The organism is Terrabacter sp. P2_E3 (assembly GCF_056403915.1).
The window spans coordinates 268120-293940 of record NZ_JBFUEN010000001.1 but is presented as its reverse complement, the minus strand read 5'-3'; the positions used below and the strand labels follow the sequence as shown (position 1 = coordinate 293940).

Sequence of the window (25821 nt, the reverse complement as noted above, 5' to 3'; positions counted from 1 at the left end):
TTACGTCACAATGGTGTGGTGTTTATCGGAGCGCACGCCCCGCGTGAGACGAAGGACGGCGAGGACGGCCAGCACGTCTCGCCGCTCGAGTCGCGCACGCGCTCGCGGGTGCTCCACATGGTCTCTGCCGACGGCCCGATCTCGGCCGCCGAGCTCGGGCGTCATCTCGACCTGACACCGGCTGCCGTGCGTCGTCACCTCGACGCGCTCGTCGAGCAGGGCGCCGTCGTCCCGCACGAGCCCACCGGTGGTCGCCGCGGCCGTGGACGCCCTGCTCGCGCCTACGTCGTGTCCGACGCCGGCCACAACGCCCTCGAGGCCGACTACGACTCGCTCGCCGTCGAGGTGCTGCGCTACCTCCAGGAGCACGCGGGACCCGCTGCCGTCGGCGACTTCGCCCGCAGCCGCGTCGGCGCGCTCGAGGAGCGGTATGCCGCCCGGCTCGCCGCCGTCGGCGACGACCCCGCCGCGCGCACCGAGGCCCTCGTCGAGGCGCTGAGCGAGGACGGCTTCGCCGCCACCGCCCGGCCCGTCGGCGCCGGCGGCCTGACCGGCGTCCAGCTGTGCCAGGGCCACTGCCCGGTGCAGCACGTCGCCACCGAGTTCCCGGCCTTCTGCGAGGCCGAGACCGACGCGTTCTCCCGGTTGCTCGGGGTGCACGTCCAGCGCCTCGCGACCCTCGCGGGCGGACACCACGTCTGCACGACGTTCGTCCCGACCGGTGGGATCGGCTCCCGCCCCCGGAAGACCACGCAGCCCTCGGGTGTTGACCCGGAGGCTGCCCCACCTCGTTCGAGCACCACCGACACGCTCACGCACGTCAAGGAAGGTTCCTCATGACCACGCACATCGAAGAGCTGAACCCCGGCCTCAAGGGCATCGGCACCTACGAGTACGGCTGGGCCGACAGCGACGTGGCCGGGTCCACGGCGCGTCGAGGGCTCAACGAGGACGTCGTGCGCGACATCTCGGCCCGCAAGAGCGAGCCGGAGTGGATGACGAAGCTGCGCCTGAAGAGCCTCAGCCTCTTCGGCAAGAAGCCCATGCCCTCGTGGGGCTCGGACCTCACCGGCATCGACTTCCAGAACATCAAGTACTTCGTGAAGTCGACCGAGAAGCAGGCCGCCACGTGGGACGACCTGCCCGAGGACATCAAGAACACCTATGACCGTCTGGGCATCCCGGAGGCCGAGAAGCAGCGCCTCGTCTCCGGTGTCGCAGCCCAGTACGAGTCGGAGGTCGTCTACCACCAGATCCGTGAGGACCTCGAGGCCCAGGGCGTCATCTTCCTCGACACCGACACGGCCCTGAAGGAGCACGAGGACCTCTTCCGCGAGCACTTCGCGACCGTCATCCCGGCCGGCGACAACAAGTTCGCGGCGCTCAACACCGCCGTGTGGTCGGGGGGCTCGTTCATCTACGTCCCCAAGGGTGTCCACGTGGACATCCCGCTCCAGGCGTACTTCCGCATCAACACCGAGAACATGGGCCAGTTCGAGCGGACGCTGATCATCGCCGACGAGGGTTCCTACGTGCACTACGTCGAGGGCTGCACCGCCCCGATCTACAAGTCGGACTCGCTCCACTCGGCCGTCGTCGAGATCATCGTCAAGAAGAACGCCCGCGTGCGCTACACGACGATCCAGAACTGGTCCAACAACGTCTACAACCTCGTCACGAAGCGCGCGACCTGCGAGGCCGGCGCGACGATGGAGTGGGTCGACGGCAACATCGGCTCCAAGGTGACGATGAAGTACCCCGCCGTCTTCCTCATGGGCGAGCACGCCAAGGGCGAGACGCTCTCCATCGCCTTCGCCGGCGAGGGCCAGCACCAGGACACCGGCTCCAAGATGGTCCACGCGGCTCCCAACACGAAGAGCTCGATCATCAGCAAGTCGGTCGCCCGTGGCGGCGGCCGTGCGAGCTACCGCGGCCTCGTGCAGGTGCTCGAGGGCGCGTCGCACTCAGCCTCGACCGTGCGCTGTGACGCCCTGCTCGTCGACACGATCAGCCGATCCGACACCTACCCCTACGTCGACATCCGCGAGGACGACGTCTCGATGGGACACGAGGCCACGGTCTCGAAGGTGTCCGAGGACCAGCTCTTCTACCTCATGTCGCGCGGCATGGCCGAGGACGAGGCCATGGCGATGATCGTGCGCGGCTTCATCGAGCCCATCGCGCGCGAGCTGCCCATGGAGTACGCCCTCGAGCTCAACCGCCTCATCGAGCTGCAGATGGAAGGAGCCGTCGGCTGATGAGCCTTCTGGCTGACACGACCACCGACATCCCCGAGACCCAGCAGAGCGAGACCACGGTGCCCGACGCCGCCCCCACCACCACCGTCGCCGCCCCCGGCGCGGCCGCCCACACCGACTCCGCCGCGGCCTTCGTGCCCGACCAGTCGCGTGCCGAGCGCACGGCGTCCTTCGACGTCGCCGCCTTCCCGATCCCGTCGGGTCGCGAGGAGGACTGGCGCTTCACGCCCGTCAAGAAGCTCGCCGGCCTGCTGGCCGAGGGCGCGACGGGCAGCCTCGACTGGAGCACGTCGCTCCCCGAGGGCGTCACGACGTCGACGATCACCTCCGAGCAGGCCCAGGCCCTCGGCGTCCTGCCGCCGCAGGACCGCGCAGCCGTCGTGGCGGGCGCGGCCGCGGGCGGTGCCGTGCTGCTCGACATCCCGGCCGAGGCCGAGCTCGACGAGCCCGTACGCCTGTCGCTCGTCGGCCGTGGCGGTGAGCCCGTGCACGGTCACCTCGTCGTGCGCGCCGGCCGCTTCTCCAAGGCGACCGTCGTCGTCGAGCACACGGGCTCAGCCCGCTACGCGCAGCTCGTCTCGGTCGTCACCGGTGACGGGTCCGACCTCACCGTGGTGTCGGTGCAGCGCTGGGCCGACGACGCCCAGCACCTGGCCCAGCACGACGCCCTCGTCGGGCGCGACGCCCGCTTCAAGCACCTCTCGGTGTCGCTCGGCGGCGAGGTCGTCCGGGTCAACGCCAACGTGCGCTACGCCGGCCCGGGTGGCGACGCGACGCTGCTCGGCGTCTACTTCGCCGACGCCGGCCAGCACCTCGAGCACCGCTCGTACATCGACCACAACGCACCGCACTGCAAGAGCCGGGCCACCTACAAGGGTGCGCTCCAGGGTGAGACCGCGCGCACGGTGTGGGTCGGCGACGTGCTCATCCGCGCCGAGGCCGAGGGCACCGACACCTACGAGCTCAACCGCAACCTCGTGCTGACCGACGGCGCCCGCGCCGACTCGGTGCCGAACCTCGAGATCGAGACCGGCGAGATCGAGGGTGCCGGACACGCCTCTGCGACAGGCCGGTTCGACGACCTGCAGCTCTTCTACCTCCAGTCGCGCGGCATCAACGAGGACGAGGCGAAGCGCCTCGTCGTGCGCGGCTTCTTCGCCGACATCATCCGCGAGATCCCGCTCGCCGACCTGCGCGACGAGATCACCGCGGCGATCGAGGACGAGCTCGCGTCGACGGCCTACGCCGCTCCCACCCAGCACACGCCCAGCATCACGAACAAGGAGAACTGACCCATGAGCACGCTCGAGATCAAGGGACTGACGGTCTCGGTCGAGACCGAGGACGGCCCCAAGGAGATCCTGCGCGGGGTCGACCTCACCGTGAAGTCGGGGGAGACGCACGCGATCATGGGGCCCAACGGCTCCGGCAAGTCCACGCTGGCCTACAGCATCGCCGGACACCCGAAGTACACCGTCACCGGCGGCACCGTGACGCTCGACGGCGAGGACGTCCTCGCCATGAAGGTCGACGAGCGCGCCCGTGCCGGCCTCTTCCTCGCGATGCAGTACCCCGTCGAGGTCTCCGGCGTCACGGTGAGCAACTTCCTCCGCACCGCCAAGACGGCCATCGACGGCGAGGCGCCCAAGCTGCGCACGTGGGTCAAGGACGTCAAGGCCGCCATGGGCAACCTGCGCATGGACCCCGCGTTCGCCGAGCGCAACGTCAACGAGGGCTTCTCCGGTGGCGAGAAGAAGCGCCACGAGATCCTCCAGATGGAGCTGCTGCGCCCGAAGGTGGCCATCCTCGACGAGACCGACTCCGGCCTCGACGTCGACGCGCTCAAGATCGTCTCCGAGGGCGTCAACCGGGCCAAGGACTCGAGCGACCTCGGCGTCCTGCTCATCACGCACTACACGCGCATCCTGCGCTACATCAAGCCCGACTTCGTGCACGTCTTCGTCGACGGCAAGGTCGTCGAGGAGGGTGGCCCGGAGCTGGCCGACCGCCTCGAGGACGAGGGCTACGACCGCTACCTCACCGCGGCCCCGGCCGCGGCGGTCGAGGCCTGAGCCGAATGGCCGACGTCCTGCCCTTCACGGACGGGGAGCTCGCCGCGATCCGCGGCGACTTCCCGATCCTGACGCGCACGGTGCGCGACGGCAGGCCGCTCGTCTACCTCGACTCGGGGGCGACGTCGCACAAGCCGACGCCGGTCCTCGACGCCGAGCGCGCGTTCTACGAGCAGCACAACGCCGCGGTCCACCGCGGCGCGCACCAGCTCGCGGAGGAGGCGACCGACGACTTCGAGGCCGCCCGCGCGACCGTCGCGTCGTTCATCGGGGCGCCTGCTGACGAGGTCGTCTTCACGAAGAACGCCACCGAGGCGCTCAACCTCGTCGCGTACGCCTTCTCCAACGCGGCCCCGACCGACGACCCCAAGGACGAGCGGTTCGTGCTCGGAGCCGGTGACGAGATCCTCGTCACCGAGATGGAGCACCACGCCAACCTCGTGCCCTGGCAGGAGCTCGCCCGTCGCACGGGTGCGACCCTGCGCTGGGTCCCGGTGGACGCGGACGGCGCACTCGACCTGTCCGGGCTCGACGAGCTGCTCACCGAGCGCACCAAGGTCTTCGCGTTCACGCACGTGTCCAACGTGCTGGGCACGGTCAACCCGGTCGCCGACCTCGCCGCCCGCGCACACGCCGTGGGAGCGCTCGTCGTCGTCGACGCGTGCCAGTCGGTGCCGCACCTCGCGGTCGACGTGGCCACGCTCGGCGCGGACTTCATCGCTTTCAGCGGCCACAAGATGTACGGCCCGATGGGGGTCGGCGTCCTCTGGGGTCGCGGCGAGCTGCTCGAGGTCATGCCACCGTTCCTCACGGGCGGCTCGATGATCGAGCTCGTCACGATGGAACGGTCGACCTACGCCCCGGCGCCGCAGAAGTTCGAGGCCGGCGTGCCCAACGCCGCCCAGGCGGTCGGCCTAGCGGCCGCCGTCCGGTGGATCGAGGGTCTCGGCATCGACCGCATCCACGCGCACGAGGCCGCTCTCGTCGACCTGCTCCAGCGCGGTCTGTCCGAGCGCCCGTGGGTGCGTGTCGTGGGTCCTGCGGTCGGCACGCCACGCGGCGGTGCCGTCGCGTTCGTCGTCGACGGCGTGCACGCCCACGACGTGGGCCAGGTGCTCGACGACGCCGGGGTGGCCGTACGCGTGGGCCACCACTGCGCGTGGCCGCTGCACCGGGCTCTCGGGGCCACCGCGACCACCCGTGCGTCGTTCGCCGTCCACAACACCGTCGCCGAGGTCGAGGCGCTGCTCGCGGCGCTCGACCGGGTGCCCGTCGTCTTCGGGCTCGACACCGAGAGGGAGGCGAGCTGATGGACCTCTACCAGGAGCTCATCCTCGAGCACTCCAAGCGCCCGCACCACGCGGGCCTGCGCGACCCGTTCGACGCCGAGGTGCACCACATCAACCCGACGTGCGGCGACGAGGTGACCCTTCGGGTCGACGTCTCCGGCACGGGTGCCGAGGCGGTCGTGACCGACGTCTCCTACGAGGCGCAGGGCTGCTCGATCTCCGTCGCGAGCGCGTCCGTCCTCGCCGAGGAGGTCATCGGCCACCGCGTCGACGAGGCCCTCGAGACCTTCGAGGCGATGCGCGCCATGCTGACCTCCCGAGGCCAGGTGGCCGGTGACGAGACCGTCATCGGTGACGGCGTCGCCTTCGCCGGCGTCTCGAAGTACCCCGCGCGCGTCAAGTGCGCCCTGCTCGGCTGGTCCGCTTTCACCGATGCCCTCGCCCGAGCCGGTGTCGACATCTCTTCCACGAGTTCCACCTCCCCCCAAGGAGTTTCGTCATGACCCAGACCACCACCCCGCCCAACGTGGCCGACGTCGAGGAGGCCATGCGCGACGTCGTCGACCCCGAGCTCGGCATCAACGTCGTCGACCTCGGCCTCGTCTACGGCATCACCGTCGACGCCCAGTCGCACGCCGTCATCGACATGACGCTGACGTCTGCCGCGTGCCCCCTCACCGACGTCATCGAGGACCAGACCGCTCAGGCGCTGGAGGGGCTCGTCACCACGCACCGCATCAACTGGGTGTGGATGCCGCCGTGGGGTCCCGACAAGATCACCGAGGACGGCCGCGAGCAGCTGCGCGCCCTCGGCTTCAACCTCTGAGCCAGCAGCACCCGCGCTCGTGACGACGCGCGTCATCGAGGTCGACCCCGTGCGGTTCGACCGCTGGATGGCGGGCTTCGCCGAGCGGCACGGCACCTACGACGCCGCCGAGGAGTCCACTCCCGGCGGCGTCGTCGTGTCCGCCCGCGCCGCCGACGGATCCACCGTCGTGGCAACGCCGTTCGCCCACGAGCCCCTCGGTGTCATCCTCGTCAGGCGCGGTGGGTATGCCGTGGGGCTGGCCTCCGCCGGTGCCTTCACCGCCTCGAAGGTCGGGACGCGCCACGTGCAGTCACGCACCGCAGCGGGTGGGTGGTCGCAGCAGCGCTTCGCCCGCCGACGGGGGAAGCAGGCCGACGAGCTCGTCGATGCCGTTGTCGGCCACGCGCGACGGGTGCTCCTCGGGGACGACGAGTCACCCGCGACGGGAGCAGACGGCATACCTCATGCTCTGGTCGTCGGCGGGGACCGCACGCTCGTGCGCGAGGTCCTCGACGCCGGAGCCCTGCGGGCCCTGGCGGGGCTGCCGATGCGGGAGCTCTACGACCTGCCCGACCCGAAGCGCGACGTGCTCGAGACCGCGCTGCGCCGTGGGCGAGCCGTGCGCATCGAGCTGGACGAGGCGCCGCCGGGTGGCGTCAGCTGACGGTGTCGACGCCGAAGGTGTTGCACTGGTTGAGGTCGCCGGTCTGGTAGCCCTGCAGGAACCACTTCTGGCGGGCCTCCGACGAGCCGTGCGTCCAGTTCTCGGGAGTGACGCGACCCTGCATCTTCTTCTGGATGCGGTCGTCTCCGACGGCTGACGCGGCCGAGAGCGCGGACGTGATGTCCTGCTCGGTGATGGGCTTGAGCAGTGGGGTGCCGTCGGCGTCGGTCGTCTCGGTCGCGTGCTTGACCCACGTGCCGGCGAGGCAGTCGGCCATGAGCTCGATGCGGACGGCGCCGGAGTTGGGGCCCTGGGGGTCCTGCTGCGCCCGGTCGAGGATGCCGAGGAGGTCCTGCACGTGGTGGCCGTACTCGTGCGCGATGACGTACTCCTTGGCGAGCTGGCCGCCGTCGGCGCCGAACTTGCTCTGCAGCTCCTCGAAGAAGCTCGCGTCGACGTAGACCTTGGCGTCGAGCGGGCAGTAGAACGGGCCGACCTGCGAGTTGGCGGTGCCGCAGCCCGACGGGGTCTGGCCCTGGTAGATGACGGTCTTCACCGGCTCGTAGTTCATCTGATATTTCGGCAGCGTCTTGCCCCAGTAGTCCTGGACGCTGTTGACCGTCGCGATGATGAGGCAGACGTCGTTCTTGTTGGCGTCGGCGCCGGTCTTGCACTGGGAGAACTCGCCCTGGTCGACCTGGCCCGCGGCCGCGACCTGGCTGCTCTCGAGCTGCTGGGACGGGAGGCCACCGGCGCCGGTGCCGGAGTCACCGCCGCCACCGAGGATCTTGCCTCCGCCGAAGATGAGCATCAGCACGAGCAGGATGAGGCCGCCGATGCCTCCGCCGACCTGGATGCCGCCGGGGAAGCCTCCGCCTCCGCCGCCACCTCCGCTGCCGCCGCTCTGCACCTGGGAGGTGTCGAGCTGGGCGCTGTCGTTGAAGCTCATCTGCCGCTCCTCGGGTCGGGACCGGGGGCCTCCCCGGTCCGGTCGAGATCACCCTAGTGCGCGGGGACCTGTGGACGTCGGCTGCTGCACAGGCCGCCGTGACGGTGTCGTACCCGCTGGGGGCGGGTCAGCGATCGGCGGGATCGTTGGGGGTGGCGTCGACGGCGCCCGCCGACTTCACGAGCCGCGCGGCGAGGTCCTCGGTGGCCTGGACGAGCGCGGGGGACCCGACCACCTCGAAGGTCAGCGGGGTGACGGCGAGCTGGCGGGCGTACCACTCGGGCTCGTCGGTCGTGGCCCTCAGCCGGACCCCGCCCTCGACCGGCTCGAGCCGTCCGAGGCTGCGCGGGATCCATCGCGTGGCCTCGTCGAGGTCGGCCCGGAGGAGGACGTCGACGTCGTGGCGCCAGCCCTGGGAGAGGTGCTCCTCCAGCGTCCGCAGGGCGTCCAGGTCCTCCGGGGGGTCGAAGGTCACCGACGTCGTGAAGACCGACCGGACCCGGTCGACGCGCAGGGCGCGCTGGGCGTCGCTCGTCTGCGACCAGCCGAGGAGGTACCACCGGCTGTGACGCAGGACGACGGCCCACGGATCGATCTCCATGGGCCGCTGCCGGCCGTCCTCGAGGCGGTAGTCGAGGCGCACCCGGCGCGACCTCGTGCACGCCTCGACGAGCTGGGCCGTCACGGCAGGGTCGACGCGCAGGCTCGGGTCCGGAGGGGGCCCGGTGACCCGGCGGACCGCCCGCACCGGTTCGGCGACCTGCTGGGGGAGCACGCGCAGGATCTTGGACAGGGCGGCCCCGACGAGCTCGGTCGGGTCAGCGGCGCCGCGGTGGCCCTCGAGCACGGCCATGACGAGGCCGAGCGCCTCGGCGGCCGTGAACATCAGTGGCGGCAGACGGAGCCCACGGCCGACCCGGTAGCCGCCGTGCGGGCCGGTCACCGACTCGATGGGCAGGCCGGCCTCGCGGAGGATCGCGACGTAGCGGCGGGCGGCGCGCTCGGAGACCCCGAGGTGGTCGCCGACCCGCTCCGCCGTGATGCCGGGGCTGTCCTGGATGGCCTCGAGGGCGAGAAGGGCCCGTGCCGTGGGACTCGTGTCGTACCGCACACCTCTCACCTCCCGGACGCCGACCGTCCGGGACGACGATATCGCCCGGCGGTGACGGTCGAGCTCGTCGACGTGGGTCCGATCCCGACCCGAGCCGTGCTCGATCGGTAGTCTGAGCCGTCCTGCGCGGCGTACGACGAGGAGACGTCATGGCAACCTTCGGCTCGACCGACGACCTGCACGGAGCGGAGTTCGTCGACACGGACCTGCGCGGCGCGCGCTTCGTCGGCGCCGACATCTCCGGCGTCGTCATGCGCGGCGTGCAGGCGGAGGGCGTGCAGATCGATGCGCCGTGGCTCTTCGACGGCGAGAACGTCCTGCTCGTCAACGGCGTCGACGTGGTCCCGCTCGTCGATGCCGAGCTCAACCGTCGTTTCCCCGGACGTGCCGACCGGCGGGCGACCGATCCGGAGGGACTCGCCACTGCCTGGGACCGGCTGGAGCACACCTGGGCCGCCACGCTCGCGCGTGTCGACACCATGCCGTCCGGCACGGTGGACGTGTCGGTGGCCGGCGAGTGGTCGTTCGCCCAGACGCTGCGGCACCTCGTGCTGGCGACGGACACGTGGCTGCGCAAGGCGATCCTCGGGGAGGAGCAGCCCTACCACCCCTACGGGTTGATCGACGTTGCGACCGCGGACGACGGCTTCGACGTGACGGTGCTCGCGCAGGACGCACCGTCCTACGGCGAGGTCCTCGAGGCGCGGGCAGGCCGCGTCGCGATGGTGCGCGACGTCATCGCGGGCGTCACGCCCGAGCTGCTCGCGTCGTCCCGACCGAACCCGCACGACCCCGCCCACCCCGAGACGGTGCTCTCGTGCCTGCACACGATCCTCGAGGAGGAGTGGGAGCACCACCGCTACGCCGTGCGCGACCTCGACGTCATCGAGGGGAGCGAGGGCGCCTGACCTGTGGCCCGAGCCGTCGTCAGCTGGGCTGCCACAGCTCGATCCTGTTGCCCTCCGGGTCCGTCACCCAGCCGAACCGCCCGACGCCCGCCAGGTCCTGGCTCTCGGCGTCGACCTCCGCCCCGGCGGCGCGCAGCTGGGCGAGCATGGCGTCCAGGTCGCCGACCCGGACGTTGAGCATGACCTGCTGGGTGCGGGCGCCGAGGTAGTCCGTGTCGGCCGGGAACGCGGCGAACACGGTCGGCCCGGCCTCCTGCTGCCACAGTCCGTTGGCGTCGAAGTCCAGTCCCAGGACCTCGCGGTACCAGGTGCTGAGGGCCGTGGGGTCCGCAGCCCTGAGGAAGTAGCCGCCGATGCCGAGGACGCGTTCCATGCCGACAGCATGGCAGGGCCGGCGGTCGTCGGCCCGAGGGCCTACGAGGCGATGCGGTCCCGACGGTCGGGACCGGAGCCCCTTGGGGCCGCGCCGGCCTCGGGCGGGCTGATCTCGGCCCACACGGCATCGAGGGACAGGCCGAGGACCTCGGCGATCGCTGCGATCGTCGGGAAGGCCGGGGTGGCCACGCGGCCGGACTCGATCTTGCGGAGGGTCTCGGGGGAGATCCGTGCCTCGAGGGCGGTCTCGAGCATCGTGCGATCCCCGCGGGCCCGACGCAGCAGGGCGCCGAGGCGCTGTCCGCGCTCGACCTCCGCGGGCGTGAGCGGCAACCTGACCATGACCACGATCCTAGACCGGGATAACATGGCCGGGATAGTTATTGGTCGCACCGCAGCCGCATCGAAAGGCGCCGCATGATCGAGATCCTCAGCCCCTCCGAGCTGCCCCGCGCGAGGGCCGCCGGAGCTCTCGTCGCCGACATCCTGCAAGACCTCAAGGGCCGCGCTGCCGTGGGCACGAACCTCCTGGACATCGACGGCTGGACGAAGGCCATGATCCGCGAGGCGGGAGCCGCGTCCTGCTACGTCGACTACGCGCCGTCCTTCGGGCGGGGCCCGTTCGGCCACTACATCTGCACCTCGGTCAACGACGCCGTGCTCCACGGGCTGCCTCACGACCGGTCGCTCGCCGACGGCGACCTGCTGTCGCTCGACCTCGCCGTGAACCTGGGCGGGGTCGTCGCCGACTCCGCGATCAGCTTCGTCGTGGGCGGGTCCCGGCCTCCGGAGAGCGTCGCGATGATCGGGGCCACCGAGCGTGCGCTCGCCGCCGGCATCGCCGCGGCCGGGCCGGGCGCCCGCGTCGGGGACCTCTCGTATGCCATCGGCTCGGTCCTCTCCGACGCGGGCTACCCGATCAACACGCAGTTCGGCGGCCACGGCGTCGGGTCGACGATGCACCAGGACCCGCACGTGTCGAACACCGGCCGCCCGGGCCGCGGCTACACGCTGCGCCCCGGACTCCTGCTCGCCCTCGAGCCCTGGGTCATGGCCGGCACCGCCGAGCTCGTGACCGATGCCGACGGGTGGACGCTCCGGAGCGCCACCGGCAGCCACACGGCCCACAGCGAGCACACGATCGCCATCACGGACGACGGCGCCGAGGTCCTCACGATCCCGACGACGGCGCGGCCCTAGTTCCGACCCGCATGGACGCGTCGGCGTCCGCGGGACGTCCGCGAGACGTCCCTCCTGCCGTCGCTGTGCTGTGTCAGGAGACGACGACGGCGTCCGGGTTCGTCGTCGTCAGGCGCATCCGGACCGGGACGACGTCGCCGATCCGTGGGGGAGCGACGCCGGCCGGCAGCACGAGCAGGCTGCACTGCATGTGCGGCGGCTCGGCGAAGCGCGGCATGACGCCCGACACCGTGAAGGGCGACCGCACCCGGTGCGCTGCCTCGAGCACACCCTCGGTGACGGCGATGGCACGCGACCGTGCCGTGGCGGCCGACGACGGGCTCTCCATGGCGACGCCGTGCGACGTGCCGCCGCTGACGACGACGAGGTGGCCCGCGGCGACCGCTCGCTGTCGGTAACCGACTCGCGTGCCCTTGGTGACGGGGCGCACGTCGAGCACGTGCGCGCGGACCTCGTAGGAGCCGTTGTCGGCGTACCAGAGGTCGGTGCCGATGCGCGGCCGGAACTCGTGCTCGGGGAAACGCGCTGCGAGAGCGGCGAGCTCGGCTGGCGAGACGTGCGACACGAACCACGTGCGCACGCCGGGGACCGCGGCGATGAAGCGCGAGATCTCCTCGACGTGGCCGGTCCCGAGCGGCAGGTGCAGCGTGACCCCGACCGCGTCGGCGGCGCCGGCCAGACCGGCCACGTCGGCGACGGGCGTGCCGTAGCGGTTCATCGACGTCAGGCCCTCGACGACGACCCGTGCGTCCGAAAGCACCTCGCGAAGGCTCCCGAGGTCGGACTCGGTCGTCACGGTGTGCACGACGCGGCGGTTCGCGAGGTCGGGCAGGTCGGCGTGGACGGCTGCACGGTAGGGCTCCATGACGAGCACGTCACCGCCGAACGCGCCCAGCGCAGAAGGCAGCTCGGCGTAGGTGCCGATCGCGATCATCGGCACCCCGAGGCGGGCGGCCTCGGCGCAGAGGAGGTCACGACCGAAGCCGTAGCCGTTGCCCTTGACGACGGGGACGATGCCGGGGTGCTCGGCGACGAAACGGTCGTGGCCGGCACGCCAGCGCTCACCGTCGACGTGGAGGACGAAGGACACGGCCGATCACCGCCGCTTCATGTAGAGGTCGAAAGCCTTGTAGAGCAAGCGGTTCAGCGGCAGGTCCCACTCGCCGGCCAGCCGCACGGCCTCGCCACCGGTGCCGACCTTGAAGCGGATGAGCCCGATGTGCGCGTTGGCCTCGTCGACGGTGTTGGTGATGCCGCGCAGGTCGTACACGCCGGCGCCGGCTGCGATCGAGTCCTGCATCATCCGCCACTGGATGGCCGTCGAGCCCTGCAGCTCTCGCTTGGCCGAGGTCGACGCGCCGTAGGAGTACCAGGCGTGCTCGCCGACCCGGATGAAGATCGTCGCCGCGAGGACGTCGCCCTCGTGCTCGGCGAGGTAGACGCGGATCCGCTCGGGGTCCTCGGCCGACAGTGCGGCGTACATCTGCTCGAAGTAGGCGAGACCACGCGGCGTGAAGCGGTCGCGCTCGGCCGTCTCGACGTAGGTGCGGTGGAAGGCCGGCAGGTCGGAGGCGTCCCCGACCCGGACCGTGACGCCGTTCTTCGCGGTCTTCTTGATGTTGCGGCGCCACAGCTGGTTCATGCCGGCGAGCACGTCGGCCTCGGTGCGGCCCGCGAGCGGCACCTGGAAGACGTACTCCGGCTGACCGGCGGCGAAGCCGTCGTCGGGGCTGAGGTGGCGGAAGCCCAGCCGTTGCAGCTCGGCGACGACCGCTGTGCCCACCGGCTCGACGACGTCGGGCGTCGCGTCGTCGTAGCGGCGGATGTCCGGGTCGCCGATGGCCGCCTTGATCGTGGCCGTGCGCCAGCGGTGCGTCGCCACGGGCGGCCCGAGCCTCAGCGCGAAGGCACCCTTGGCCTTGAGGTGGTCGCGGAGCGCGCGGAGCAGCTCGACGAGACGCGGTGAGGCCCAGTCGATGCACGGACCCTCGGGCACGTAGGCCAGCGACTGCTTCAGGCGTGGGAGCGAGCGGTGCAGCACGAGCGCGGCGCCGACCATCTCCTCGCCCTCGAACCAGCCGACCGACTCGGCGCGCCACTCCTTCTTGACGTCGGCCCAGGCCGGCGTCTGGAGGAAGCTCGCCGAGGGCTGGGACCGCAGCCAGGCGAGGTGCTCGGCTGCGGAGATGTCACGAACGGAGATGGGCGCGTTCACGCTGGCTCACGCTACCCGAGCGCGGCGGGTCACCCGACACGCCTCGCCCGCCGGACGGCATACGCCCTCTGCGACCCGCCGGGCACGCCCGGACCGACCGAGGACGTATGCCGTATCGCTCAGGCCCAGCCCATGGTGCGCGGGTCGGGGGGCAGCCGCGGGTTGAGCAGGTGCGCGACGAGGGCGGTCCACCCGGTCTGGTGCGTCGCGCCGAGGCCCTCGCCGGTGTCGCCGTCGAAGTACTCCGAGAACGTCGGGTGCGCGGACCATAGCGGGTCCGGCGAGGACTCGATGCGCTTGCCGTCGGAGGGGCGGCGGCCGTCGACGGGGCGGAAGAGCGCCGTCAGGCCAACGTCGATGACGTCGGCCGCCTCGTCGAGCGTGCGCCAGTCGCCCGAGCCGGTCGGGATCTCGATCCGGAAGTCGTCGCCGAAGTAGCGGCCGTAGGTGCGCAGCTTGTCCGCGAGCAGGACGTTCGTGGGGAACCAGACCGGCCCGCGCCAGTTGGAGTTGCCGCCGAACATGCCGGTGCGCGACTCGCCCGGCTCGTACTCGATCGAGACGGTCTCGCTGCCGAGCGTCGCCGTCACGGCCTGGCGCGTCGCGGCGGACAGCGACCGGATCCCGTAGGGGGACAAGAACTCCTCCGAGTCGAACATCCGCTCGAGGATGCGGCGCAGGCGCTTCGGCGGCACGAGCGTGAGCAGCATCTTGCCGTCCTCGCGGGCGAGCATCGGCTTGACGAGCTCGGGCCGGCGCTGCTGGAGCCACTGGAAGCGGCTCGTCACGTCGGGGCACTCGTCGACGACCCACGAGGGGATCTCCGTCGCACCGAGGATCGGCAGCAGGCCGACCATCGAGCGCACCCGCATGTGCGGCGCGCGCCCGTCGGGCTGCACGAGGACGTCGTAGTAGAAGCCGTCCTCCTCGTGCCACAGCGACTTGTCGCTGGACCCGAAGTGCCGCATCGCCTGGGCGATCGAGAGGAAGTGCTCGAGGAACTTCGTCGCGACGTCGTCCCACGCCTTGTCGGTGCGCGCGAGCTCGAGGGCGATCTTGAGCATCTGCTGGCAGTAGAAGGCCATCCAGCTCGTCGCGTCGGACTGCTCGAGGCGGAAGCCCGGCGGCAGGGGAGCGGAGCGGTTGAACAGGCCGATGTTGTCCATCCCGAGGAAGCCGCCCTCGAAGAGGTTGGAACCGTTGGCGTCCTTGCGGTTGACCCACCACGCGAAGTTGAGCAGCAGCTTGGTGAAGACGCGGACGAGGAACTCGCGGTCCCGATAGCCGTCGATGCGGTAGACGTGCCAGGCCGCCCACGCGTGGACCGGCGGGTTGACGTCGCCGAACTCCCACTCGTACGCCGGGAGCTGGCCGTTCGGGTGCATGGCCCACTCGCGGCACATGAGGAGCAATTGCTCCTTGGCGAACTCCGGGTCGACGTGGGCGAGCGGGATCGTGTGGAACGCGAGGTCCCACGCCGCGAACCACGGGTACTCCCACTCGTCGGGCATCGAGATGATGTCGGCGAGGGCGAGGTGCTTCCAGTGCTCGTTGCGGCCCTTCCTGCGCGACTCGGCCACCGCCGGGCCGACGGGGTCGCCGTCGACCCACTGGCGCACGTCGTAGCGGTAGAGCTGCTTGCCCCAGAGGAGGCCGGCGTACGCCCGGCGCGCGACGTGGCGGTCGGCCTCGTCGAGAGAGGCGTCGATGACGTGCCCGTAGAACTCGTCGGCCTCGGCCGACCGGGAGCCGAGCACCTCCTCGAACGGCTCGCCGAACCACTCGATCCCGGGGTCGCCGGTCGCGAGGCGCAGGTCGACCGTGACGGTCTCACCCGGCTCGACGGCGTCGAACCGGTACCAGAACGAGCACTTGCTGCCGTAGCCGCCGGGGTTGACGGCCTGGGTGCGGCCGTGGACGACCCGCTCGTTGATCGAGTCCTTCGGGTAGAGCGACTGGTTCGCGAGCGCCCGGTCGCCGAAGACGTGCCGGGCGTTCGTCTCGTTGTCGCAGAAGAGCGTCGTGGGGGAGCCGGACGCGGCAAGGACGTAGCGGCCGAGGAAGCCGTGCGTCACCTCGGCGGCGCGGTAGCCACGCGTCGGGCGTCCGTTGCGGCGGATCTCGCGCAGCTCGGTGACGCGGTCGTCGAGGCCCCAGGACCAGGTGTTGCGCAGCCAGATCGTCGGCAGCACGTGGAGCGGCGCGGCAGCCGGCCCGTGGTTGGTCGCCGAGATCCGGATGCACATGTCGTCGGGCCCGGCCTTGGCATACGTCATCGTGACGTCGAAGAATTCGTGGTCGTCGAGGATGCCCGTGTCGCCGAGCTCGAACTCCCTTTCGTCGCGGGTGCGCTCGCGGTTCTCGCGCCGCAGCTGCTCGTAGGGGAACTCGGCCTGCGGGTAGCGGTAGAGCCACTGCATCCACGAGTGCGTCGGGGTGCCGTCGAGGGCCCACCAGTACTCCTTGGCGTCCTCGCCGTGGTTGCCCTCCTCGTTCGTCAGGCCGAAGAGGCGCTCCTTGAGGATCGGGTCCTTGCCGTTCCACAGGGCGACGGAGAAGTTGAGGAAGCCGAAGCGGTCGCTGATGCCTCCGAGCCCGTCCTCGCCCCAGCGGTAGGCGCGCGACACGGCCTGGTCGAAGGGGAACTCCGACCACGCCTTGCCCTCGGCCGAGTAGTCCTCGCGGACCGTGCCCCACTGCCGGCCGGAGAGGTAGGGGCCCCAGAGGCGCCACGGGGCGTCGTGGCCGGGGGAGTCGATGAGCCGCGCGTGCTCCGCACTGAGCGGTTCACCCGGGGGCAGGGGGCTGTTCATGGGGAACATCGTGCTGCATCGATGTGTCTCCCGCGTTACGCCCCCTCACTCGCGCAGCGGCGCCAGCAGGCGGTGGGGCTCCCGGAGCCTCGCGGACAGCGGGTTGGCGGGCGGGTCCGTGCCGGCTCCCGGTCCGGGCCGGGTCTCGAGCTCGGCCGCGGGTGGTGTCGCTCCGCACACGGGGCAGCGCCCGGACACGTCGACGTCGGCGTCGCAGGGCACGTGGCGGAAGAGCCGTCGCGGCCCCCGCGTGGACGTCGTGGCGTCCCCCCAGCGCATGAGGGCGTGGACGGCCGGCCAGAGTGCCTCGCCGGAGGGGGTGAGGACGTATGCGTCATGTCCGCCGTGCATCCGGCGCTCGAGGACGCCGGCCTCGACGAGCGATCCGAGCCGTTGGCTGAGGACCGCCTTGGAGATGTCGAGGCGGCGCCGGAAGTCGCTGAAACGGGTGACGCCGAGGAAGGCGTCGCGCACGAGCAGCAGCGACCACCGCTCGCCGACGACCTCGAGTGCCTTGGCGAGCGAGCAGTCCTGTCCGCTGTAGTCCGTCCCGAGTGCCATGGAATGAAGGTACGCCTTGGTCTGTTCAACAGACCAATCGAGACTACGGAGGACGTCATGAGCCGCACCCGGCAGGCAGCACCCGATACGACGACGCGCGGGGCGACCGCGCCCCGAACCGGAGAGCAGGCCCGGCGGGCGCTCGCCGTGGCCGCGGTGGGCACCGTCCTGGCCCTCGTCGCGTTCACGGCCCCTCTGGCCACGGTCGGCTCGGTCACCGCGGCGCTCGGGTCGGACGTCGCCGGACGCACGTGGATCCTCAGCTCGATGGGCATCGGGCTCGGGGCGGCACTGCTGACGGCAGGGACCCTGGCCGACGACCGCGGTCGGCGTGGCGTCCTCGTGGGCGGCCTGGTCGTCCTTGCCGGATCGAGCCTCGCCGCCGCCCTCGCCGGAGGCACGCTCGTGTTCGTCCTCGCCCGGGTCGGCCAGGGCGTCGGCGCCGCGGCGGTCATCGCGGCGAGCCTGGGCCTCGTCGCCCACTGGTTCGAGCCCGGGCCGGCCCGGGCGGCCGCGAGCGGGGTGTGGGGTGCGAGTGTCGGAGGCGGCATCGCCCTCGGCCCGCTCGTCGCGAGCGCCTTCGACCGCTGGGCGTCGTGGCGCGACACGTACGTCGTCCTCGCCGTGGCGGCGCTCGGCCTGGCCGCAGTCGCACGACGCCGGCTGGACGAGACCCGGTCGCACGAACGTCGACCGCTCGATGCGTGGGGCGCGACGCTGCTCGCCGTTGCGACCACGGGCTTCCTCGCGGCGCTCGTCGAAGGGCGCAGCGGGTGGGGCCGGCCGGAGGTCCTCGTCCTGCTCGGTCTCGGCGCGGCCTCGGCTGCCGCGTTCGTGGTGGCCGAGCGGCGCACGTCCTGCCCGATGGTCGACCCGTCCCTCTTCCGTGACGGCCGGTTCGTCGCCGCGAGTGCGGCTGCGCTCGCGACCGGTGCCGGCGCGATCGGCCTGCTGTCGTTCCTCCCCGGTTTCCTCGCGCTGGCTCTCGGTCTGCCCCCGACGACCTCCGCCGTCCTCTTCCTCGCCTGGTCCGGGACGAGCGTCGTGTTCGCCCTCGTGGCCCGGCGGCTGCCGGCCGGGTGGTCCGGCAGGGCGCAGCTGGCGGGTGGGCTGGTCGTCGTGGCCGCAGGTCAGCTCGCGCTGTCGGGGATCACGCCCGGGTCCTCCTGGGCCCGGTTCCTGCCCGGGCTGCTCGTCGCCGGGGTGGGTAGTGGGGTCCTCAACGCCGCTCTCGGGCGTGAGGCCGTCGCGAGCGTGCCGCCGGGGCGGGGCGGGATGGGTAGCGGCGCGAACAACACGGCCCGCTACCTCGGCTCGTCCATCGGGGTCACGGTGGTCGCCGTCGTCGTCGCGGCGCACGCGGGGACCGGCTCGGGGGCGTCCGGGCTCGTGGCCGGTTGGAACGTCGCGGCCTGGGTGACCGCCGGCATCTCGCTCGCCGGGGCCATCGTCGTGGGGGCCACGACGGTGACGGATGGACGACGGGCGGACGCGGACGCGGACGCGGACGCCGTCGCCGACTCGACCCACTGACCGCTTGACCTTCGACCCGGTCGAGGGCCCAGTCTTCTCGTCATGCCCGCCGAGCCCGAGCCCGCTGCCGTCGACGACCGCCTCCTGACGATCGGGGAGGTCGCCCGTCGGAGTGGCCTCACCGCCAGCGCGCTGCGCTTCTACGACCGAGAGGGCGTCCTCGTCCCGGCCGACGTGGACGCCCTGACGGGCTACCGGAGGTATGCCGTCGCGCAGGTGCGCGCCGCCCGTCTCCTCGCGTCGCTGCGCCGGGTCGGTATGCCGCTCGCCGAGGTCGCGCTCGTGCTCGACGAGGACGCGCGGGGTGCGTCCGGAGCTGCCGCGGACGTCGTCACCGCCCACGAGCAGCGCCTCGTCGACGGGTTGGCGGATGCCCGGCGCGAGATCGTGCGCACCCTGGCCCTCCTCGCCGAGCGCGACCACGCGGGCTCGGAGGCCCGTCGGGTCACGGTCCGTGCCGGTGATCTCGCCGCGGCCCTGGGCGCGGTCCGGTTCGCCGTGGCGCCGGGGGAGCCGGTGGCGGGCGCCCCCGACGGGGTGGACCTGCGCGTCCTGACGGGGATCCTCGTCGAGGTGTGCGGCGCCGAGGTGCGGTGCGTCGCCACCGACCGCTACCGCCTCGCCGTCGGGTGGGCTCCCGTCGTCCTCCCACCGACGGCCTCGCCGGACCACCCGGTGTCCGCCGTCGTCCCGCTCGGCTGGGCCGACCGGGTCGCCGAGAGGTGCGGCCGCATCGACGCGGACGCCGTGGTCGAGCTCGACGTGCGCCCGGGGCAGGTGGGTGCGCTCGTCGACGGTGAGCTGGCCGCGACCCCGGTGGTCGCCGGCTCGTTCCCCGACTACCGCAGCATCGTGGCCACCGACGCGGGTCGGGATGCCGTCGACGCCGACGGCCTGCAGGCTCGCTTGCCGGTGGAGGCGCAGACGGTCGGCCTCGTCGTGCGTGACGGCTCGGTCCACGTGGCCGAGCCGCGTGGCGTCGGTGCCGGTGACGCAGCCGTCTTCGTCGACCCCGAGTTCCTCCACGAGGCGCTCGCCGTCGCGGGCGCCCGGCCGACGCTCGTGCTCGACGGTCCGCACCGCCCCCTGGCGATCCGCGGTGACGGGGCGGGCCTCTCCGTCCTCATGCCCGTCGCGCCTCTGGTTCGAGGTGATGGCGTCACCGACGTGCCTGACGCGATCACCTCGAACGGAGAGGGTGCCGACCCGGCATGAGCGTCCTCGTCCACCTGTGCCGCGGCTGCGGCCACCAGCAGGCGTGGCACGAGCCCGGGAACGGCGGCTACACGCCGTGCCGGTGCTGCCGGACCGGTTCGGCCGACCCCCACCCGACCCCGACGCTGCTGCCGACCGTGACCTCGCCCGGCGGCATACGCGAGCAGCTCTGGGAGCCCGGCACCCAGCGGAACGTCGGCACGATGCACGCCTCCCGCACGTGCGGGTGCGCGGCCTGCCACGAGGTCGCCGCACGGATAACGCGTCGAGAGCACCCCTTCGCGGCTCCTAGACTGGAGGGGTTGTCCGGCCGCTGACGTAGTGCGGCACCGATAGGAGGAATGCCGTGATCGTCGCCACCGGGATCGAGCTGCGCGCTGGGGCGCGCCTGCTCGTCGAGGACGCCAGCTTCAGGATCGACGCGGGCGACCGCATCGGCCTCGTCGGACGCAACGGTGCCGGCAAGACCACCCTGACCAAGGTGCTCGCCGGGGAGGGCCAGCCGGCCGCGGGCACGGTGACCCGCACGGGCGCCGTCGGCTACCTGCCGCAGGACCCCCGCACCGGCGACCTCGACATGCTCGCCCGCGACCGCATCCTCTCCGCCCGCGGCCTGGACGCCATCGTGCGCCAGCGGGCCGAGGCCGAGGCGCGGATGGGCAGTGACGACGAGAAGGTTCGCGACAAGGCGATGCGGGCCTACACCCGGCTCGAGGTGGAGTTCGAGGCCCAGGGCGGGTATGCCGCCGAGTCCGAGGCCGCGTCCATCGCCAGCGCCCTCAACCTCGAGGAGCGGATCCTCGGCCAACCGCTCGGAACCCTCTCGGGTGGCCAGCGTCGCCGCGTCGAGCTGTCGCGGATCCTCTTCTCCGGCAACGAGACCCTGCTCCTCGACGAGCCGACCAACCACCTCGACGCCGACTCGATCATCTGGCTGAGGGAGTATCTCCGCGCCTACAAGGGCGGGCTCATCATCATCAGCCACGACGCCGAGATGCTCGACGCCGTCGTCAACAAGGTCTACCACCTCGACGCGAACCGCTCGGCCCTCGACGTCTACAACGTCAGCTGGAAGACCTACCTCCAGGCACGCGAGACGGATGAGAAGCGCCGCCGCCGCGAGCTGCAGAACGCCCAGAAGAAGGCCGGCGCGCTCATGGCGCAGGCCGACAAGATGCGCGCCAAGGCCACCAAGGCGACGGCGGCCCAGAACATGGCCAAGCGCGCCGAACGACTCCTCGCCGGCGTCGAGGGCGAGCGGGTCCAGGACAAGGTGGCCAAGCTCCGCTTCCCCAAGCCGGCCGCCTGCGGCAAGACCCCCCTGCGCGCGTCGGGGCTCTCCCGCTCGTACGGCTCGCTCGAGGTCTTCACCGACGTCGACCTCGCCATCGACCGCGGCAGCAAGGTCGTGGTGCTCGGCCTCAACGGTGCCGGCAAGACGACGCTGCTGCGGATGCTCGCCGGCGTCGACACCCCCGACACCGGCGAAGTCGAGCCCGGTCACGGGCTGCGCCTCGGCTACTACGCCCAGGAGCACGAGAACCTCGACGTCGGTCGCACGGTCCTCGAGAACATGAAGTCGGCGGCGCCCGAGCTCGGCGAGACCGAGGTGCGCAAGGTGCTCGGCTCCTTCCTCTTCTCGGGCGACGACGTCCACAAGCCCGCGGGCGTGCTCTCGGGCGGCGAGAAGACGCGCCTGTCGCTCGCCCTGCTCGTCGTCTCGGCGGCCAACGTGCTGCTCCTCGACGAGCCCACGAACAACCTCGACCCTGCCTCGCGGGCCGAGATCCTCGGGGCCCTGTCGACCTTCGAGGGTGCCGTCGTGCTCGTCACCCACGACGAAGGGGCCGTCGAGGCACTCGAGCCCGAGCGCATCCTGCTGCTGCCCGACGGCGTCGAGGACCTCTGGGGACCGGACTACCTCGACCTCATCTCGCTCGCCTGAGCCTGTCGGCACCCGTCGCGGGGCGCCACTGGCTACGTTGGCGCCATGACACCGAGCGCGGGGCGACGACGGCGGCGTGAGCCACGCTCGAGCGCCGGCGAGAACCGCCTGTGGCCGGCGCTCGCGGTCGTCGTGGCAGCGCTGGCGTACGCCGTGCTGCCGGAGAGCCTTCTCGTCGGCCCCCGGCTGGCCATCCCCGCCCTCGAGCTCGTGCTGCTCGGCGCGCTCGTCGTGACGAACCCTCGCCGCCTGGTCCGTCAGACGCGCTGGTCCCGCGGCGTCTCCATCGCCCTCGCGTGCGTGGTCATCGCGACGAACCTCTTCGCGCTCGGCATGCTCGTGCGGAGCCTCACCTCGTCCGAGCCGGGCGGCCTGCCCTTGCTGCTGGCCGGCATGCAGGTGTGGCTGACCAACGTCATCGGCTTCGGCCTGCTCTTCTGGGAGATCGACCGTGGGGGACCGGTCGCGCGACACACGGTCGTGCGCGACCGGCTCCCGCCGGCCGACTGGCGCTTCTCGCAGGACGAGAACCAGGACGCGATCACCGAGGTCGCCGCGACCTCGAGCGCCCGGAGCAACTGGCGGCCGGAGCTCGTCGACTACCTCTACGTGTCCCTGACGAACTCGAGCGCGTTCAGCCCCACCGACACGATGCCGCTGTCGGCCCGGGCCAAGTCCCTCATGGGTCTCGAGGCGACGGCCGCGCTGCTCACGTCCTTGCTCGTCGTGGCTCGAGCGGTGGGTGCCCTGGGGCAGTGAGCCCGCCTCCGGCATACATAAGCAAATAGTTGGGCTCACATAATGGACGGTTATTGTATCTGGGTGGGTCGATCGGGACACTGTGTGCCATGCCCAGCGACCACCACCTCACCTGCCCGTACTGCTCGGGCGAGGACCTGACGCCGTTCCCGGACCCCACCTCCGCGTGGTCGTGCCTGGACTGTGCGCGCGTCTTCCGGGTCGAGCTGGTCCAGCCTGCGTCCGTGACTGGATGGGGTGTCCTGCGCGTCGTCCCGCCGGCGACGGTCGGTCGCGGGGTCGTTCCGGCGGTCGCGGCCTGAGCCCGACGACCTCGCCGTGACCCACGGGTAGCCTGCGTCCATGACGCATCCGCACCTCGTCGTCGAGACCGACGGACCTGTCCGCACCCTCACGCTCGACCACCCGGAGAAGCGCAACGCGCAGACCCCGTCACTGTGGGCGGCGCTCGCCGACGAGGCGCGGTCGGTCCCCGAGGACGTACGCGTCGTCGTCCTCCGCGGGGCCGGTGACGCCTTCTCCGCCGGCATCGACACCGCCATGTTCACCCCGGAGGGGGTGCCCGGGGAGGAGAGCGTCGCCCAGCTCGCCGCGGGAGGCCCGGAGGCCGTCCAGCGCGGGATCGCGGCCTACCAGGAGGGCTTCACCGCGTGGGCGGAGTGCCCGGCCGTCGTCGTGGCGCAGGTGCACGGCTACGCGATCGGCGCCGGCTTCCAGCTCGCGCTCGCGGCCGACCTGCGCGTCGCGGCGCTCGACGCGTGGTTCGCCATGCGCGAGACGAGCCTCGGTCTCGTGCCAGACCTCGGGGGCACCGGCCCGCTCGTCCACCTCGTCGGCTACGCCCGGGCCCTCGAGATCTGTGCGACGGGGCGCAAGGTCTCGGCGCCCGAGGCGCACGGCATCGGACTCGTCGGCACGCTCGCACCGGCGGCCGACCTCGAGGAGGTGACCGGCTCCCTCGTCGAGGCGCTGCTCGCAGCGCCGGCACCCGCGCTGCGAGCGCTCAAGCCGCTGCTGCGGGGCGCGATGGACGGAGACCGCGACGGGCAGCTCGCCCGCGAGCGGGAGGCCCAGACGGGGCTGCTCCAGGCGATGCTCGGCGGTTTCGGCGCCTGAGTCGCGCCCCGGCCCCGGCTGATCCCGGCCCCGGGGGAATCGCTGTCGGTCCCTCGGGGTTGGATCAAGGGACTGAAGGAGGTCTGTGCCGTGGGCATGCAGCCGTGGATGGCGATGCGATCGATGTCGCGCGACTCGTCGGTGGCCGAACGGACCCTGTCGCCGGGCACCCGTCGCCGGGTCCTGACGTACGCCGCGCCGTACCGCCGCGCGATCATCGCGTTCCTCGCGGTCGTCGTCGTCGACTCGGTGCTCGTCGTCACGGTGCCGCTGCTGATCAAGAGCCTCGTCGACGACGGAGTCATCCCCAAGGACTCGTCCGTCGTCGTCCGGCTCTCGCTCGTCGTCGCGGTGATCGCCATCGCCGACGCCGTCCTGACGGTCATCTCGCGGTGGTACTCCTCCCGCATCGGTGAGGGTCTGATCAACGACCTGCGCACCCAGGTCTTCGCACACGTGCTGCGCCAGCCGATCGCCTTCTTCACCCGCGCGCAGACCGGCTCGCTGGTCTCCCGGCTCAACAACGACGTCGTCGGCGCCCAGCAGGCGTTCACGTCCGTGCTGTCCAACGTCGTCTCCAACATCGTGTCGGTGGTGCTCGTCATCGCGGCGATGCTCGCCCTGTCGTGGCAGCTGACGCTGGGCTCGCTGCTGCTCGTGCCGCTCTTCCTCATCCCGGCCAAGCTCATGGGCCAGCGGCTCGCGAGCCTCGCGCACCGCCAGATGACGCTCAACGCCGACATGGGCACGCGGATGACCGAGCGCTTCAACGTCGCCGGTGCGCTGCTCGTCAAGCTCTTCGGCAATCCCGCCCGTGAGGGGGCCGAGTACGCCGAGCGCGCCGGCCGGGTCCGCGACATCGGCATCCAGATCGCGCTCAACCGCACGATCTTCATGGCCGCCCTCACCCTCGTCGCGGCGCTGGCCACCGCGATGATCTACGGCTTCGGTGGCGTCATGGCCGTCAACGGCACGCTCTCCGTCGGCACGCTGCTGGCCCTGGCCGCGCTGCTCGCCCGCCTCTACGGCCCGCTGACGTCGCTGTCCAACGTCCGGGTCGACATCATGACGGCGCTCATCTCCTTCGAGCGCGTCTTCGAGGTGCTCGACCTCGAGCCGCTCGTCAAGGAGCGGCCCGGTGCCGTCGACCTGCCCAGCGGACCCCTCGGGGTCGAGCTCGACCACGTCGCGTTCCGCTACCCGTCCGCCGACGAGGTGTCGCTCGCCTCCCTCGAGTCCGTGGCGTCGGGTGACCGCCGCGGCAGCGGCGTCGTGCTCCACGACGTCACCGTCTCGGCTCCCTCCGGCCACCTCGTCGCGCTCGTCGGACCCTCGGGTGCCGGCAAGACGACCCTGACGTCGCTCGTGTCCCGGCTCTACGACCCGAGCGAGGGCGTCGTGCGCATCGGTGGCCTCGACCTGCGTGACGTCGCGATGACCTCGCTGCGCGACCGCGTCGGGGTCGTGACCCAGGAGGCCCACCTCTTCCACGACACGATCCGGGCCAACCTGCTCTACGCCCGGCCCGACGCCACCGACGACGAGATCCATGCGGCCCTCCGGGCCGCCCAGATCAGCGACCTCGTCGCGGAGCTCCCGGAGGGTCTCGACACCGTCGTCGGCGACCGCGGTCACCGGCTCAGCGGCGGCGAGAAACAGCGGCTCGCCATCGCGCGCCTGCTGCTCAAGGCGCCCGACGTCGTCGTGCTCGACGAGGCGACGGCCCACCTCGACTCCGAGTCGGAGGTCGCGGTGCAGCGGGCGCTCGATGCGGCCCTCGAGGGGCGCACCTCGATCGTCATCGCCCACCGGCTCTCGACGATCCGCCAGGCCGACCTCATCGTCGTGCTCGACCACGGCCGCGTCGTCGAGACCGGCCGGCACTCCGAGCTGCTCGCGGCGGGTGGCCTGTACGCCGACCTCCACGCGACGCAGTTCGACGACCAGACCGTCGAGCGGCCCGGGCGAGCCGAACGAGAGCTCACGGCGCTGGAGCGCGACGCGCTCGACCACGTCTGACACTGCCGTCG

At 71.8% G+C, this 25821-nt stretch carries 26 protein-coding genes; 18 read left to right on the top strand and 8 right to left on the bottom strand.

Annotated features, from left to right (window positions below; all coding sequences use genetic code 11):
* The first annotated feature begins 15 nt into the window (after positions 1-15).
* The 8 genes from AC1DW8_RS01400 to AC1DW8_RS01365 are packed head-to-tail and all read left to right on the top strand — an operon-like array spanning position 16 to position 7091.
* Positions 16-840 (top strand): helix-turn-helix transcriptional regulator, encoded by an 825-nt coding sequence (locus AC1DW8_RS01400; protein WP_478091333.1) that lies wholly within the window; start codon positions 16-18, stop codon positions 838-840.
* Positions 837-2258, top strand: coding sequence for a Fe-S cluster assembly protein SufB (gene sufB, locus AC1DW8_RS01395; protein WP_020144124.1), 1422 nt, complete (start codon positions 837-839; stop codon positions 2256-2258). Before AC1DW8_RS01400 ends, sufB begins: the two co-directional genes overlap by 4 nt.
* An 8-nt stretch (positions 2259-2266) precedes the next feature.
* Positions 2267-3550 (top strand): Fe-S cluster assembly protein SufD, encoded by a 1284-nt coding sequence (gene sufD, locus AC1DW8_RS01390; RefSeq protein ID WP_478091438.1) that lies wholly within the window; start codon positions 2267-2269, stop codon positions 3548-3550.
* Positions 3551-3553: 3 nt separating this feature from the next.
* Positions 3554-4330 carry a Fe-S cluster assembly ATPase SufC gene (sufC, locus tag AC1DW8_RS01385; RefSeq protein WP_478091330.1) on the top strand — a complete coding sequence of 259 codons (777 nt, stop codon included), beginning with the start codon at positions 3554-3556 and terminating at the stop codon, positions 4328-4330.
* 5 nt (positions 4331-4335) lie between these two features.
* On the top strand, positions 4336-5640 hold the full coding sequence (locus AC1DW8_RS01380; protein ID WP_478091328.1) for a SufS family cysteine desulfurase: 1305 nt from the start codon (positions 4336-4338) through the stop codon (positions 5638-5640).
* Entirely contained in the window at positions 5640-6122 is a 483-nt protein-coding gene (gene sufU / locus AC1DW8_RS01375) for a Fe-S cluster assembly sulfur transfer protein SufU (protein WP_056776777.1), read from the top strand. Before AC1DW8_RS01380 ends, sufU begins: the two co-directional genes overlap by 1 nt.
* Positions 6119-6445 carry a metal-sulfur cluster assembly factor gene (locus tag AC1DW8_RS01370; RefSeq protein WP_020144129.1) on the top strand — a complete coding sequence of 109 codons (327 nt, stop codon included), beginning with the start codon at positions 6119-6121 and terminating at the stop codon, positions 6443-6445. The genes sufU and AC1DW8_RS01370 overlap by 4 nt, the downstream gene beginning before the upstream one ends.
* Positions 6446-6464: 19 nt before the next feature.
* The gene (locus AC1DW8_RS01365) at positions 6465-7091 is read left to right on the top strand and encodes an acVLRF1 family peptidyl-tRNA hydrolase (RefSeq protein ID WP_056776780.1); all 627 of its coding nucleotides are present in this window, start codon (positions 6465-6467) and stop codon (positions 7089-7091) included.
* On the opposite strand, the gene ypfJ is transcribed toward AC1DW8_RS01365, so the two are convergent.
* Positions 7084-8040, bottom strand: a complete 957-nt coding sequence (gene ypfJ / locus AC1DW8_RS01360; protein ID WP_056826993.1) for a KPN_02809 family neutral zinc metallopeptidase — start codon at positions 8038-8040, stop codon at positions 7084-7086. The two genes, AC1DW8_RS01365 and ypfJ, sit on opposite strands and share 8 nt — an antisense overlap.
* Before the next feature lie 127 nt (positions 8041-8167).
* Positions 8168-9151 (bottom strand): helix-turn-helix transcriptional regulator, encoded by a 984-nt coding sequence (locus tag AC1DW8_RS01355; RefSeq protein ID WP_478091324.1) that lies wholly within the window; start codon positions 9149-9151, stop codon positions 8168-8170.
* 149 nt (positions 9152-9300) lie between these two features.
* Between AC1DW8_RS01355 and AC1DW8_RS01350 the strand changes: the two genes are divergently transcribed.
* Positions 9301-10059, top strand: coding sequence for a DinB family protein (locus AC1DW8_RS01350; protein ID WP_478091322.1), 759 nt, complete (start codon positions 9301-9303; stop codon positions 10057-10059).
* 19 nt (positions 10060-10078) lie between these two features.
* Here the strand turns inward: AC1DW8_RS01350 and AC1DW8_RS01345 are convergent, their stop codons facing one another.
* The gene (locus AC1DW8_RS01345) at positions 10079-10432 is read right to left on the bottom strand and encodes a VOC family protein (RefSeq protein ID WP_056776794.1); all 354 of its coding nucleotides are present in this window, start codon (positions 10430-10432) and stop codon (positions 10079-10081) included.
* Positions 10433-10473: 41 nt separating this feature from the next.
* Positions 10474-10776 carry a helix-turn-helix domain-containing protein gene (locus tag AC1DW8_RS01340; protein WP_056776796.1) on the bottom strand — a complete coding sequence of 101 codons (303 nt, stop codon included), beginning with the start codon at positions 10774-10776 and terminating at the stop codon, positions 10474-10476.
* A gap of 75 nt (positions 10777-10851) precedes the next feature.
* Here AC1DW8_RS01340 and map point away from each other — a divergent pair, with 75 nt between their 5' ends.
* The gene (gene map / locus AC1DW8_RS01335) at positions 10852-11634 is read left to right on the top strand and encodes a type I methionyl aminopeptidase (RefSeq protein ID WP_478091318.1); all 783 of its coding nucleotides are present in this window, start codon (positions 10852-10854) and stop codon (positions 11632-11634) included.
* Between the two features lie 73 nt (positions 11635-11707).
* Here map and AC1DW8_RS01330 read toward each other — a convergent pair whose 3' ends face one another.
* From AC1DW8_RS01330 to AC1DW8_RS01315, 4 genes are all read right to left on the bottom strand, one after another.
* Positions 11708-12724: an alanine racemase gene (locus tag AC1DW8_RS01330; protein ID WP_478091313.1), complete on the bottom strand. Its 1017-nt coding sequence runs from the start codon at positions 12722-12724 to the stop codon at positions 11708-11710.
* 6 nt (positions 12725-12730) lie between these two features.
* Positions 12731-13849: a lipid II:glycine glycyltransferase FemX gene (locus tag AC1DW8_RS01325; protein WP_056776803.1), complete on the bottom strand. Its 1119-nt coding sequence runs from the start codon at positions 13847-13849 to the stop codon at positions 12731-12733.
* Positions 13850-13968: 119 nt separating this feature from the next.
* The gene (locus AC1DW8_RS01320; RefSeq protein WP_478091308.1) at positions 13969-16662 is read right to left on the bottom strand and encodes an MGH1-like glycoside hydrolase domain-containing protein; all 2694 of its coding nucleotides are present in this window, start codon (positions 16660-16662) and stop codon (positions 13969-13971) included.
* A 45-nt stretch (positions 16663-16707) separates the two neighbouring features.
* Complete coding sequence (locus tag AC1DW8_RS01315) at positions 16708-17223, bottom strand: winged helix-turn-helix transcriptional regulator (RefSeq protein WP_478091306.1); 516 nt, start codon at positions 17221-17223, stop codon at positions 16708-16710.
* Positions 17224-17280: 57 nt separating this feature from the next.
* Here AC1DW8_RS01315 and AC1DW8_RS01310 point away from each other — a divergent pair, with 57 nt between their 5' ends.
* From AC1DW8_RS01310 to AC1DW8_RS01275, 8 genes are all read left to right on the top strand, one after another.
* Entirely contained in the window at positions 17281-18756 is a 1476-nt protein-coding gene (locus AC1DW8_RS01310; protein WP_478091304.1) for an MFS transporter, read from the top strand.
* A gap of 42 nt (positions 18757-18798) precedes the next feature.
* On the top strand, positions 18799-19971 hold the full coding sequence (locus AC1DW8_RS01305) for a DNA polymerase III subunit beta family protein (RefSeq protein WP_478091302.1): 1173 nt from the start codon (positions 18799-18801) through the stop codon (positions 19969-19971).
* A complete protein-coding gene (locus tag AC1DW8_RS01300) occupies positions 19968-20288 on the top strand; it encodes a hypothetical protein (protein WP_056776814.1) in 321 nt (106 codons plus the stop codon). Before AC1DW8_RS01305 ends, AC1DW8_RS01300 begins: the two co-directional genes overlap by 4 nt.
* 29 nt (positions 20289-20317) lie before the next feature.
* Positions 20318-21916 (top strand): ABC-F family ATP-binding cassette domain-containing protein, encoded by a 1599-nt coding sequence (locus AC1DW8_RS01295; protein WP_478091300.1) that lies wholly within the window; start codon positions 20318-20320, stop codon positions 21914-21916.
* Positions 21917-21961: 45 nt separating this feature from the next.
* A complete protein-coding gene (locus tag AC1DW8_RS01290; RefSeq protein WP_082619836.1) occupies positions 21962-22675 on the top strand; it encodes a hypothetical protein in 714 nt (237 codons plus the stop codon).
* An 89-nt stretch (positions 22676-22764) separates the two neighbouring features.
* On the top strand, positions 22765-22977 hold the full coding sequence (locus tag AC1DW8_RS01285) for a hypothetical protein (RefSeq protein WP_056776819.1): 213 nt from the start codon (positions 22765-22767) through the stop codon (positions 22975-22977).
* Between the two features lie 40 nt (positions 22978-23017).
* Positions 23018-23791: an enoyl-CoA hydratase/isomerase family protein gene (locus AC1DW8_RS01280; RefSeq protein ID WP_056776821.1), complete on the top strand. Its 774-nt coding sequence runs from the start codon at positions 23018-23020 to the stop codon at positions 23789-23791.
* 96 nt (positions 23792-23887) lie between these two features.
* Positions 23888-25810, top strand: coding sequence for an ABC transporter ATP-binding protein (locus tag AC1DW8_RS01275; RefSeq protein WP_056777755.1), 1923 nt, complete (start codon positions 23888-23890; stop codon positions 25808-25810).
* The last annotated feature ends 11 nt before the right edge of the window (positions 25811-25821 follow it).